Source organism: Pseudomonas sichuanensis (assembly GCF_024749065.1).
In the GTDB taxonomy this organism is placed as follows: domain Bacteria; phylum Pseudomonadota; class Gammaproteobacteria; order Pseudomonadales; family Pseudomonadaceae; genus Aquipseudomonas; species Aquipseudomonas sichuanensis.
On the sequence record NZ_CP087185.1, the window covers coordinates 1602867 to 1615821 of the forward strand.

At 55.5% G+C, this 12955-nt stretch carries 9 protein-coding genes and 1 pseudogene; all 10 read left to right on the top strand.

Going from position 1 to position 12955, the window contains the following annotated elements:
- Positions 1 to 92: 92 nt before the first annotated feature.
- The 10 genes and pseudogenes from LOY51_RS07425 to LOY51_RS07470 all read left to right on the top strand — a co-directional run bounded on the left by LOY51_RS07425 (position 93) and on the right by LOY51_RS07470 (position 12949).
- On the top strand, positions 93 to 1241 hold the full coding sequence (locus tag LOY51_RS07425) for an N-acetyl sugar amidotransferase (protein ID WP_258645487.1): 1149 nt from the start codon (positions 93 to 95) through the stop codon (positions 1239 to 1241).
- Between the two features lie 164 nt (positions 1242 to 1405).
- Positions 1406 to 2914 (top strand): UDP-2,4-diacetamido-2,4,6-trideoxy-beta-L-altropyranose hydrolase, encoded by a 1509-nt coding sequence (gene pseG / locus LOY51_RS07430; RefSeq protein WP_258646606.1) that lies wholly within the window; start codon positions 1406 to 1408, stop codon positions 2912 to 2914.
- Positions 2911 to 3962, top strand: a pseudogene (gene pseI, locus LOY51_RS07435) (pseudaminic acid synthase). The gene pseG and the pseudogene pseI overlap by 4 nt, the downstream one beginning before the upstream one ends.
- Positions 3963 to 5396 (top strand): hypothetical protein, encoded by a 1434-nt coding sequence (locus tag LOY51_RS07440; RefSeq protein ID WP_258645489.1) that lies wholly within the window; start codon positions 3963 to 3965, stop codon positions 5394 to 5396.
- A gap of 151 nt (positions 5397 to 5547) precedes the next feature.
- Entirely contained in the window at positions 5548 to 6147 is a 600-nt protein-coding gene (gene hisH / locus LOY51_RS07445) for an imidazole glycerol phosphate synthase subunit HisH (protein ID WP_258646607.1), read from the top strand.
- A 1-nt stretch (position 6148) separates the two neighbouring features.
- On the top strand, positions 6149 to 6922 hold the full coding sequence (locus tag LOY51_RS07450) for an AglZ/HisF2 family acetamidino modification protein (protein ID WP_258645491.1): 774 nt from the start codon (positions 6149 to 6151) through the stop codon (positions 6920 to 6922).
- A complete protein-coding gene (locus tag LOY51_RS07455; RefSeq protein ID WP_258645493.1) occupies positions 6912 to 8030 on the top strand; it encodes an N-acetyl sugar amidotransferase in 1119 nt (372 codons plus the stop codon). Before LOY51_RS07450 ends, LOY51_RS07455 begins: the two co-directional genes overlap by 11 nt.
- A 45-nt stretch (positions 8031 to 8075) precedes the next feature.
- Positions 8076 to 9272: a glycosyltransferase family 4 protein gene (locus LOY51_RS07460; protein ID WP_258645495.1), complete on the top strand. Its 1197-nt coding sequence runs from the start codon at positions 8076 to 8078 to the stop codon at positions 9270 to 9272.
- 3 nt (positions 9273 to 9275) lie between these two features.
- Entirely contained in the window at positions 9276 to 10487 is a 1212-nt protein-coding gene (locus tag LOY51_RS07465) for a glycosyltransferase family 4 protein (RefSeq protein ID WP_258645496.1), read from the top strand.
- Positions 10488 to 10522: 35 nt separating this feature from the next.
- The gene (locus LOY51_RS07470) at positions 10523 to 12949 is read left to right on the top strand and encodes a hypothetical protein (protein WP_258645498.1); all 2427 of its coding nucleotides are present in this window, start codon (positions 10523 to 10525) and stop codon (positions 12947 to 12949) included.
- The last annotated feature ends 6 nt before the right edge of the window (positions 12950 to 12955 follow it).

The window sequence follows — 12955 nt, forward strand, 5'->3', positions numbered from 1 at the left end:
TGTCGGTGCCTCAGTGTGTGATGGAAAGTACCTGTCGCCTCCATCGGTCACCAGTTGGCGCATGTAAGGGCACCGGGTGCGGAGGAAGTGAGATGTTAAAATATTGCATCAGGTGCGTGATGCCGCACACCAGACCCAATATGCACATTGATGAAGAGGGGGTGTGCGGTGCATGCCGTTCTTATGAAAAACGGAGTGAAATCGACTGGGATCGGCGCAAGCATGAGCTTCTCTCGATATTGGAGAAACATCGGAGCAGCGGTGATAACTGGGACTGCATTGTCCCTGTAAGCGGTGGAAAAGACAGCACTTACCAAGTCATTCGAATGCTTCAGCTCGGACTGAATCCATTATGTGTGACGTCATCACCCTGTGATGAGACCGCCGTCGGTCGACAGAACCTGCAGAACTTGAAAAGCCTGGGTGTGGATCATGTTGAATTCTCACCTAATCCGCGTGTTCGTGCAGCACTCAATCGTATTGGTTTGGTCGAAGTTGGTGATATCTCCTGGCCAGAGCATGTAGGCATTTTTACCCTGCCGGTGCGCGCTGCGGTTCAATACGGCGTACCGCTGATCGTTTGGGGGGAAAATCCGCAAAATGAATACGGCGGGCCAACCCTGGCGGCTGAAAATACAACCCTCACACGGCACTGGCTGGATCAGTTCGGTGGACTGCTTGGGTTAAGCGTGCCTGAGCTTTCCATTAGGCACGGCCTGGAGTCGCGCCACCTTATACCGTATCAGTATCCGTCGGATGAGGCGCTGCAGCGCATTGGTGTGACTGGCCTTTTCCTGGGGCACTACCTACCTTGGGATGGGCTTTCAAATGCATTGATTGCCCAGGCCAACGGCTTCGTCTCAAGTGCGCAGGTGGTAGAGGGGTCCATGGTCAACTATGAAAATCTGGATAACCATCAGAGCGGTATCCATGATTATTTCAAGTACCTTAAATTTGGCTTCTCACGCGTGACTGATCACGCATGCCTGCATGTCAGGCGTGGGCGCATGACGCGCCTTGATGCGGTAGAAATTGTCAGGGCGCGGGAGGGTAAGTTTCCCTGGACGTATCTGGGGAAGCCGCTTTCAAGGATTCTCGAGCCATTGGAAATGAGTACAGACGAGTTTATCGAAGTCTGTGATCGTTTCACCAATCGACAGATCTTCAAGTGCGATGACGCTGGCAGACCTCTCAAGGACGCTCAAGGTAATCTGATCAAGCAGGCGCTCGCTACTCTTTGAATGGAAACCGGGTGTGCGATGAAGGCAATATGCCTATTTTTGGTACTCATGCGCAGAAAATCTTACGGCGTAGGATTAGCTGGGTGCAATTGGAGATCTTCGCCTCTTTGCGGTGAGACGGGGCGTTGTCGCGAATTGGATGGAGATGCAAACTTTTGAACATAGTGCTACGTGTCGACGCCAGCCCGAGAATGGGTACAGGGCACTTCATGCGATGCCTGACCCTGGCCGATGCTCTCGCTCGCCGCGGTGCTAAGTGCGTATTTCTGAGTCGTGGGTTGCCGAATCACCTCGGGCAGTTGCTCCAGAGTCGGGGGCATGAATTGTTTCGGTTGCCTATGCGCGATGGTGATTCTACCGATGCCGTATTGGCGCATTCGGATTGGTTGGGTACCACGCAGCAAGCCGACGCCGAGGACAGCTTGGCAGCACTGGGTGCGCAGACGTGGGATTGGTTGGTTGTTGATCATTACGCGCTGGATCACTGCTGGGAGGCCAAGCTGCGGCAGGTCGCGCACAAGATTCTGGTGATCGATGACCTGGCTGACCGTGAGCACGACTGTGATCTCTTGCTGGATCAGAATCTCTACCACGACATGCTTTCGCGATACGACGCCAAAGTGCCTCAGGCATGTCGCAGGTTGTTGGGGCCGCGATTCGCATTGCTGCGCGATGAGTTTCGTGAAGCGCGCGCCAGCCTCCGTCCGCGCGATCAGGAAGTTAAGCGCGTACTGGTGTTTTTCGGTGGTGTTGATGAACGTAATTTCACCGGGCAAGCGCTCGCTGCGCTGGTAGCCGTCGGAAGGAAAGGTTTCGAGGTCGATGTCGTGCTGGGTGCTTTGCACCCGCAGCGGGAAGCAATCGAAGCGCTGTGCCTGGCTGAAAAATTCCAATGTCATGTGCAAACTACCCGGATGGCTGAGCTCATGGCCAATGCCGACCTTGCTATCGGCGCGGGGGGCGGCGCCACATGGGAGCGCTGCTGTCTGGGGCTTGTCACTCTTGCGTTGAGCACTGCCGACAATCAGCGGAAACAACTCGAAGATGCCGCGGCTCAGGGCTTGGTATATGCCTTGCCACCGGCCTCACATCTTTCAGAGCAACTGGCTTTCCATCTCCAGGCCTTGCTGGAGAACTGTGGGCTTCGCAAGATGATTTCATCTGTCTCTCTGAAGGCGGTGGATGGTTTGGGAGCGCAACGTGTGGCTGCATGTATGGGGTGTACCGGTATCAGTGTGAGGCTGGCTAATGCGCAGGACTCTCAAGCACTGCATCGTTGGCGAAATCATCCCAGTATCCGCATGGTGTCACGAGATACCCGGGAGATCGCCTGGGAGGATCACAGCCGATGGTTTGAAGCTGTACTTGAGGATCAGGGGCGACTGGTACTGATAGGCGAGTACGAGGGTGAGCCGGTAGGGGTTGTGCGCTTCGACCTTGATGCTAAGGGGCATGCCGAGGTATCAATCTACTTGGTGCCTGAAGGAAATTCGCGTTGCCGCGGAGGCGATCTGCTACAGAGCGCTGAAGACTGGGTTGTTCGGCATCGAGGTGATATACAATTGCTACATGCGTATGTGAAAGGCTTCAATAAGCGTTCCAATGGGTTATTCGTGGCCGCAGGGTACGAAGTTGACAACACTCGATTTTCAAAGAAGCTGCATGAGCTATGACTGAATCTATCAAAATTGCAAACCGCCAGATCGGGCGTAATCATCCGCCCTTCATCATTGCTGAAATGTCCGGCAATCATAATCAGTCGCTGGAGCGTGCGCTGGAAATTGTAGACGCGGCGGCGCGTTCGGGCGCTCACGCATTGAAGATCCAAACCTACACGGCTGACTCGATGACGCTGGATATCGATAAGGGAGAGTTCCATATCGGTGACCCCAATAGTCTGTGGGCGGGGACTTCGCTGTACAAGCTGTACGGGAAGGCATATACCCCTTGGGAGTGGCACAAGCCAATCTTCGATCGGGCGCAGGAATTGGGCATGATTGCTTTCAGTTCCCCTTCGATGACAAAGCCGTGGACTTCCTGGAGACGCTGGATGTTCCCTGTTACAAGATCGCCTCGTTCGAGAATACCGACCTGCCTCTGATTCGTCGGGTGGCGGCCACTGGCAAGCCCATGATCATATCCACTGGCATGGCCACGGTTGCGGAATTGGACGAGACCGTACGCGTTGCACGAAAGGCCGGGTGCAAGGAACTGGTCCTGCTCAAGTGCACCAGCACTTACCCGGCATCGCCAGAGAACACCAATATCCTCACAATTCCACACCTGAGTGAGCTGTTCGGCTGCGAGGTCGGTTTGTCCGACCACACCATGGGCGTAGGTGTGTCCGTGGCGAGCGTCGCGCTGGGCGCGAGCGTTGTCGAAAAACACTTCACGCTCGATCGCGCTGATGGCGGTGTAGATAGTGCGTTTTCCATGGAGCCAGCGGAAATGGCCCAGTTGGTCGTCGAGACCGAGCGTGCATGGCAAGCACTGGGTCGGATAAGTTACGGCGCCACCGCAGCGGAAGAGAAAAGTCGTGTGTTCCGGCGTTCGATTTATGCCAGTGAGGATATTGCCGAGGGTGAGCTTCTTTCACCTGCCAATGTGCGCATCATTCGCCCAGGGCTTGGATTGCCACCGAAGTATATTGATCACGTGATCGGAAGAAGCGCGAAGTGCTCGATCAAGCGTGGTACACCCATCAGCTGGGACCTGATCTAAGTGCAGCAGGCAAGTTTTGCGCAACTGCTGGAGATCGAAAACGATCCCGCATTCCTGACCTTTCGTAGTTCGGTGGAAGGCACACTGTTATGGCCGCTGATACGCAATCAGTTCTATCGTCTACTGATCTCCGGGCTGTACTACCAGAGTGCACCGCTGGTTGCCGAGGTGCCTTCGGTGCCTAGGCGACAGGCGCTGGTCTCGCTGGGGCAAGTGGTGCGGCACAACCTGAGGCATCGGGCTCAGCAAGGTGACGTGCTGGTCATGGCGACGGGAGCTGGGAGCTTCCTGCGTGACGGGAAGTGGTTCAATCGTATTACCGATTATCTGGTCGAAGCTTCGCCCGCCAATACGGTTACGATCGAAGGGCTGATGGACTGGCATGTGCCGCAGCAGCGTTGGAATCAGCGCCTCTCATATTGGTTGCCCTGGCAGGGGGCGATCTCTCTGAGCGGGCGAGTGCTACAGCGCAAGCGACATCTCCATCAGGCTCGCGAAATCGTGGAGTACGCCGGTCTCAGGGCAATCCAGCTGCTTGACTTGCATATCGGCGACCGGGATAAGGACATGCTGGTAGGGATGTTGGCGCGCAAGATAGCCCGTTTGCCGATCATGCTCTATGCCTATCGACGCCTGTTCGAGCGCGTCCGGCCGCGGTTGCTGATGATGGAGCAAGCATGCTACGGCGACTTCTCACCGATAAATCAGGTGGCGCATGAAATGGGCATTCGTGTCGCAGAACCGCAGCACGGCATGGTTTCTGTTGGACATGATGCTTATTGCTACGCGCCGCTGCTCAGAGACAGTCAAGCATTCAGGGCGTGCTTGCCACACGACTTCCTCGCTTATGGTGCGTGGTGGACTGAGCAGATCAATGTGCCGGTCAACAAATGGGTGATCGGTCACCCCCACTACACCGAACAGCGACAGGGGATGCTTAATCCCCAGGCGCAGGAGCAAAACGATATCCTGCTGCTGAGTGACGGCATCGAGTTTTCGATCTACCTGGCACTTGCCACTGAGCTGGCGGCTTTGCTGAAGGGGCGGTACCGCGTTGTGCTGCGCCCTCATCCGCTGGAGAGAGCCCGGATCGGCCTGCAGTACCCGGGTGGAAGGGTGGGGGATGTTTGTATCGACGGCAATCGAGATATCTACAGTTCATTCGTTACCGCACGTGCCGTAGCGGGAGAGGTGTCCACGGGGCTGTTCGAGGCAATTGGGGTGGCTGGCCAGGTGATGCTCTGGGAGACACCCAAGGCTCGCTTCAGCTACCCCGAGCACCCATTCTCCGGCTTTGCCAACGCGAGGGAGTTCGTCGACACGCTGCATAGCTCGGATCGCTCTGTCAGTGTGGTTGAGGAGGACCTCTGGGCGAGCGGCTGGAGGGACAACTACAACGGTTATCTCAGGCAAGTCTTGGACGAGTCAGTCTGATCGCTCAAGGGCGGGCAGCAGGTGATTGCTGTCTGTGGGTGTGGCAAAGCATGTTATCCTTCGGCCTTTTATGAAGCCGCGCAGTGCATCTGGCGTTTCTGGCCTGTAGCAACTTACTGAATAGTGAATATTGGTCGTGCGAAAAATTTCCGTGATTGACTATGGCTGCGGTAACTTGGCGTCAGTTGTCAACATGATCCAGCACGTTGGTGGCGAGGCCCAGATCATCAATTCTCCTGAGCAGGTGGCTGGTGCCGGCAAGCTCATCCTGCCCGGAGTCGGAGCTTTTGATCATGGTATGGGCGACCTGCGTAGAGGGGGGTGGATTTCTGCGCTTGAGGAGGCGGTCTTCGAACGTCAGGTTCCGCTGATGGGGATTTGTCTTGGCATGCAACTGCTTTGTCGTGGCAGCGAAGAGGGGCAGGAGCCCGGGCTCGGTTGGGTCAATGCCCAGGCTCGGCGCTTTCGAATATCCGATCCGCGGTTGAAAGTGCCTCACATGGGCTGGAGCGAAGTCCGACAGCTTCGTCCAGATGCGCTCCTGCCTCACTGTGATGCGCCAAGGCGCTTCTACTTTGTGCACTCCTATCGCGTGGAATGTGAAAACCCAGGTGATGTGCTGCTTGAGTGCGAGTACGGCGAAACTTTTGTGGCCGCCTTCCGTCGCGGTAATATCTGGGGTTTTCAGTTCCATCCGGAAAAGAGCCACAAGTTCGGTGTAGCCTTGTTCCGACAGTTTCTCGAGGTGTGATGTGCTCAAACATCGTGTGATACCCGCGTTGCTGCTGCGTGACGGGGGGTTGGTCAAAACTCAGAAGTTTGGCAAGCACAAGTACATCGGTGATCCAGTCAATGCCATCCGAATCTTCAATGAGAAGGAAGTTGACGAGCTGATGGTGCTCGATATCGATGCCAGCCGGCAGCGTCGCGAACCGGATTATGCGTTGATTGAAAGTGTTGCCTCCGAGTGCTTCATGCCGTTGGGATATGGCGGTGGTATTTCCACGGTAGAGCAGGCGCGCCAGATTTTCTCGTCGGGCGTGGAGAAAGTGGTGTTGCAGACATTTGCTCTTGAAAATCCGAAATTGGTGAGCGATATCGCCGAACGTTTTGGTAGTCAAAGTGTGGTTGTCTCGATTGACGTAAAGCGCGATTGGCTGGGGCGCTATCGGCTCTGGTCGGCCTCTTCGCGGACACTTCTGAAAAAGGACTGGCTGGCGACCCTCAAGGGGATGGTTGAGGCCGGGGCTGGTGAAGTGTTGCTCAACTCGGTTGACTGTGATGGCATGCAGCAAGGTTTCGATGTGCGTTTGATCCAGACGGCAGCCCAAGCCGTGGACGTGCCGCTCGTTGCTCTCGGTGGGGCATCGTCCCTGTCCGATTTCGTGAAGGCGATCCAGGCGGGGGCTTCCGCAGTCGCGGCCGGTAGTCTCTTTGTCCTGCAAGGACCGCATCGGGCGGTGTTGATCAGCTACCCAAATTATTCAGAACTCGAATCGCTTTTCAGGGGTAACGATGTCGGTTAACCAACACAAAGTTTGCACCCGTTGCGTCATGGATGATAGTGCCGCCGGAATTGTTTTTGACGAACACGGTGTTTGTAACTACTGCACCTACTTTCAGCAGCGAGTCAATGGGGTCGTATTTGCGCCAGACGCCGAGCGGGTGCAGAAGCGCAAGGCGTTCGTCGAACAGGTGAAGAAGGCTGGCGAAGGTAAGAAGTACGATTGCATCATCGGACTATCCGGAGGCGTGGACAGCTCATATGTCATCCATCTGGCGCTGGCAGAAGGGCTTCGTCCGCTGGCCGTGCACATGGATAACAACTGGAACTCAGAGCTGGCCGTTAACAACATCAAAAATTTGGTGAGCCGTCTGGGTGTTGACCTGTATACCCATGTGATCGATTGGCCCGAATACAAAGGGCTGATGCAGGCGTTCTTTGATGCCGACGTCATCGATGTCGAGCTGCTCTACGACAATGCCATGTTGGCTGTGAATTATGAGCAGGCTAGGCGCTATGGCATAAAATACATTCTCTCTGGTAGTAATTCTGCTACTGAAGGTATGCCGATGCCGGAGGACTGGAATTGGCGCAAGTGGGATAAGCGTAATATCAAGGCCATTGCTCGGCGTAATGGTGTGCATATCAAGACATTCCCGATCATGGGGACTACCGGCTATATATATAATCGAGTCGTGCGAGGCATTCAGTGGGCATCGTTCCTCGATCTGTATGATTATCAGAAAGATCAGGCGTTGGAGTTGCTGGAGGAGAAATACGCTTACAAGCGCTATCCTTACAAGCACTACGAGTCGGTGTTCACCCGTTTTTATCAGGGTTTCATTCTGCCGCAAAAATTTGACGTGGATAAGCGGAAGTTGCATTTGTCCACCTTGGTCATGAGTGATCAGATGGTGCGGGAGGAGGCGCTCGCACATTTGCAGCAGTCGCCTTACGCTTCACCTGAAGAGCTTGATCGTGATCGCAAGTACTTCCTCAAGAAGATGGGCTGGAATGAAAGCCAGCTGGAGAGCTACCTGCAGCGGCCAGCGATCCCGCACGATGCCTATCCCAGCGAGCGATTTGCCTGGGATTTGCTGCGAAAACTCTATCAAATGAAACGCAGCTGATTCAGCTCAATGAGCCTGTCGGCATTGTTCTAGTAGGGATCCTTAGTGAATGTCTTGTATTTGCACCCGGCGGCAGCATTCGGCGGTGCATCGAAAAGTCTTATTGAGCTTTATGCTTTATTGCATCAAGAGGGCGTGCGTGGCACCGTGCTGACGCCTGAGGGGGTGGTCTGCCAGTCCTTTGCTGAAGCCGGGATGGATGTGCGCGCCGTGCGTGGCCTCAGTCAGTTTGATAATACGCGTTACGGGTACTACCGAAAGATCCGGTGGATCATTCCGCTGCGCGAATTGTTTTTGCTGCCAAGCTCGTTGCTCGGTTTGTGGCGGCTTCGCAAGCAGTCTTTCGACCTCATTCATATTAATGAAATCACGTTGCTACCCCTCGGGCTGCTTGCCCGTTGGCTTTTCCGTGTACCGCTGATCGTGCATGTGCGCTCCTTGCAACGCAAGCCGGCGCAGGGGTTGCGTACCCGGTGGGTCAATGCGTTGTTGCGCCGTTACGCCGATGCGGTAGTGGCGATTGATCACACAGTTGCTTCAACGTTGGCGGCCGACCTGAAATTAAGCGTGATCCACAACGGCCTTAAAATCTCGCCGACGGCACCCACCGGCCAAGTAAAGCGTGATGACGATGTCGTCTCCGTGGGTTTTCTTGGGGGGTTGATTCCTCTCAAGGGGATTTTCGAGCTGGTCGAGTCGATGCGTATCCTCAAGCACCGCGGCGTTCGTATTCAATGCCTGATCGCGGGTGAGAATGCACGTCAGTTGTCTGGGCTGAAAGCCTGGGTGCTGGGGAAGTTTGGTTTTGCCCGGGATGTGCATAGCGAGCTTGAGGAAATCATCCGGCGCGAGCAGTTGGGTGATCAGGTTAAGTTGCTCGGCTTTGTGGGTGATGTCCGTTCGCTGTATCCGCAGTTGGATATTCTCTGCTTCCCTACGCACCTGGACGCAGCTGGCAGGCCGGTTTTCGAAGCTGCTTTCTACTCCGTTCCAAGTGTTGTTGCCGTTGCGAACCCGGTGCCGGATGCGCTGCTTCATGAGGTAACCGGCCTTGCGGTGCCTGCGCCGGATCCACAACTGATCGCGGATGCCCTTCAGCGCATGGCGCAATCACCTCAGTGGCGTCGTGAGTTGGGCAGGCAAGCGAAGCTATGGGCTGAGGAGAACTTTTCTATCGAAGTCAACGCTGCACTGATGCTCGAACTGTATCGTGACCTTCTCTCAACGCGAACGAGGAGCTGAGCTGTGCGCATTCTTGTGCTATCCCAGTATTTTTGGCCGGAGAGCTTCATCATCAACGACATCGTGCGCACGCTCGACGAGCAGGGGCACAGTGTCGTGGTTGCTACCGGCAAGCCCAACTACCCGGATGGTAGTATATTTGCCGGCTACCGTGCGTGGGGGATGCAGCGCGAGCGCTTCGAAGAGCGTGTCGAAGTGGTGCGGGTGCCGCTCTGGCCGAGGGGCAGGGGAGGGGCCAAGAACCTCATCCTCAACTATCTTTCGTTCGTGTTCTCCGGGCTGCTGTTGCTGCCCTGGATGCTACGTGGGCGGCAGTTCGATGCGATCCTGGTATTCGCACCCTCGCCTGTGACTCAAGCTATCCCAGCCATCGCTCTCAAGTGGCTGAAAAAGGCCCGCCTGGCCCTGTGGGTCCAAGATCTCTGGCCAGAAAGCCTGTCAGCCACCGGCTTCGTGCGTAATCGGCATGCACTCCGTGCGGTAGGCTGGATGGTTAAGGCAATCTATGGTTGTTGCGACATGCTGCTGCTGCAGTCGCGCGCATTCACCGATCCGGTATCTCGGTATGGTGGCAGAAAAAAGCTCCATTATTACCCCAACTCCATGAGTGGAAACCCGGTGCAATCGACGACGGATATCGGGCCGGAACTCAAGGCGGTGCTGGATCAATATTTTTGCGTTGTGTTCGCCGGGAATCTGGGCACGGCCCAGGCGTTGGAAACATTAGTTGGGGCTGCGGTCGAACTGCGTGACGACCCTCAGGTGCGCATAGTCCTGGTCGGAAGCGGGAGTCGATCGGGTTGGCTTGAGTCCCAGAAGCAGGCGTTGGGGCTGGACAATCTTGTCCTGCCGGGACGTTTCCCAATGGATGCGATGCCGCAGATTTTCGAGCGCTCCTCGGCGTTGCTGGTGTCTCTGAGCGACGAAGAAGCCTTCGCTCAGACAATTCCCAGCAAGGTTCAAGCCTATCTTGGTGCCGGTCGACCAATTATCGCTGCCATGAATGGAGAAGGCGCTAGAGTAATCTGTGAGGCGCGAGCGGGTATGGCCTCGGCTGCTGAACAGGTTGCTCCGTTGGTTGACAATATTCGGCGCTTGAAAGCACTTACCGCGACCGAGCGGGAGGCCATGGGCCAAGCGGGAAGAGCGTATTTTGAAGCTCATTTCGAAATGGATAGCCAGGTGGCTCGCCTAGTTGAGCTGCTGCAGCGCTGACCGCGCATAAACGGGACGTCCCGTCTAAGGATACGATGATACGTGTGATGGTTTTTCCGGTTGCCTTCATGGCGAACACGTTTGCCATGATGTTGGTAATGATTGGGCTCAGTTTGTTTGGCAAGTCCACTCTGGCGGCCGATTTCGGACTAATCCACGGTGCCACGGTGGCGCTGTTCTATTCGTTCTCGGGCAATGCACGCAGCCTGGTACTGGCGGAGTCGGCACTGCTGGGTGCGGCCGACATCCTGCGCTTACGCTTGATCATCCTGTTGCCATTGGGGGTGCTTGCCTGGCTGCTGTGCGTGCCGGTGGTCGATGGTGGTTGGATGTTTGTCCTGTTCCTGGTCTTGCGCAGGTCTGCTGAGTGGATAGCAGAGATATTTCTGAGCGAACAGGAACTGAATCATCGATACAGCGCTGCGATGACTTTCCTGCTGGTGCAAGGCACCTTGAGTGTTTTGCTGTTGCTTGTCCTGTTGGGTGACGAGCCATTGGCTCTACCGGTGATTCTGCTTTGGGCGCTGTCACCTCTGTTGGTATGCATAGTCAGGGGGGGGGCATGGCGCGTGCCGGGTGGCTGGACGCCGCTGATCACCAGCATTCGAATACTGCTTCCTCACTTCGGCTCAACAGCAGTAATCGGTGTATCCGTTTATGTGTTTCGCCTGTTCATACTACTGGTAGCTGACAAGCAGGTCGCCGGAGATCTGTTTTCCGCTTTTGCGCTAGGAGGGATCCTGGGGGCGGTCTTTTCCCAGGCGCTGGGACCAACCATGGTTCGTCAGGAGCGTCAGGGGGCCGGAGCCGGTCGACTGCAAAAAATGTTCAGCCTCATGCTGTTGGGTATGACGCTGACAGGTCTGCTGTTGGCGGTAAGTGCATGGATGGCTCCGCATTGGTTTGCGTGGACTCACAAAAGCCAGCTTTTTTGGCTAGCGGTGGCGTGCTCTCTGGTTGGCGGCGTCGTTATGGTTCTGGCGCAGCGTATTCGTCTGCGAATTCTGCAGAATCAGGAGGGCGGTGATGTATTTGGCTCGGACATGATGTCGAATCTTTTGCTGGTGTCCTGTATCCCGTTCCTGTTCTTCGGGGTCGGTGTGCAGGCTTTGTCCTTGCTGTACCTGATTGGTGCGCTACTGTCTTGGGTGTTCTACGCGAGCGAGCGACGGGGCCTACTGCCAAAGGCCACTATCGGTTTGTTCAGCCAACGTAATGTGCTTCTGCTGCTGGCCTTTGTGATATTTCTCCCATTGTTTTTCCAGTTTGACGGCGGTGTGTTTGACGATCCCTCCATCGCTTTCAGCAGTGGCGGTTCGCTGCCGTTGCTGCCGATACCCCTTTCAGTCATGGCGTGTTACCTGGGTATCGTACTTCTAGGCGCTTATTCACAAGCGAGATTGGCGCTGCTTAGCCTGTTCTTTGTTTTCATTGGCATGCTGCTGACCAGTCTGCTGCTTGGGTTGAGTACCAATGGTGAAGGTCGGCAGAAACTGATTCTGCTCTTTCAATACATTCTTCCCATGTTTGCACTGGTGCTGGGGCAGCAATATGGCAATCGAGAGCACGGGCTTGAGCAGCTTGCCAAGGCAGCGCTCGCGGTACTGTTGGCAGTTGTGCCCTTGCAGCTTCTGGTTACCGTGTTTCAAACTCAGTTGGTGCTTTTGCCATCGGTCTACTTTTTCAGCATTTATCAGCATTTGCTGTACGTTCCTGTCTTGTTCGTCGCGCTGTTCTTATTGGTCCTGTTCACGCTGTGGGGGGGCGGTAGGAGCCAAATCGCCTTGCGGCTATTGGCCGTATTGATGGGCGGCTACGTCATCCTCTCATGGTCGCTGCTTGCCGGAGGGCTTCTGGTGTTGGGGATGGGCTGTTTCATCGCTCAGCAGGCTGCACTTGGTCGCTGCCGCAGGTCGGTGCTGGCATTGGCAGGAATGGTGATGTTCGGTGCGTTGCTGGCAGTCCTGTATGTCCATTTATTCTGGTCTGAAGAGGGTTCGGCCTCTGTCTTCGAAGCGGTATGGCGGGGTGGGGGGACGCTTCAGGAGCAAATCGGCTATTGGGAGCGGTGGGGGTTCTATATCGAGGGGATCTGGTCAACCTGGACTAGCGCCTTGCTTGGACATGAGCAGGCCCCAGCCCGTCAGCTACACCCAAGCGCGCTGAACTATTACCTTGATTTCGCGTATAATTTTGGTCTTCTGGGATTGCTGCCGTTGGTGCTGCTGGTGCTGTACAGCCTTGTCGCGGTTGGACTGCAGCGGCGGGCTCTGCGGGTTCGACCTGCAATTGCAGGGTTGGTGTCGGTGGTCTTTTTCATGTTGCTCATCGATAACATGTTCAAGGTCGGTTTACGCCAGCCTTATTCAGGTGTAATCATGTTTTTTTTGTGGGGAGTGCTGCTGGCGGTGATATCACCCGCTGTAATGCAGCATGAACAAGACAATAATAAGGCCGCTTGAGGATAT

Bases quoted from the DNA above. Each gene is read 5' to 3' on its own strand.
- LOY51_RS07425 (WP_258645487.1), top strand. From the start codon at position 93: ATGTTAAAATATTGCATCAGGTGCGTGATGCCGCACACCAGACCCAAT.
- LOY51_RS07470 (WP_258645498.1), top strand. From the start codon at position 10,523: ATGATACGTGTGATGGTTTTTCCGGTTGCCTTCATGGCGAACACGTTT.
- LOY51_RS07455 (WP_258645493.1), top strand. From the start codon at position 6,912: ATGTCGGTTAACCAACACAAAGTTTGCACCCGTTGCGTCATGGATGAT.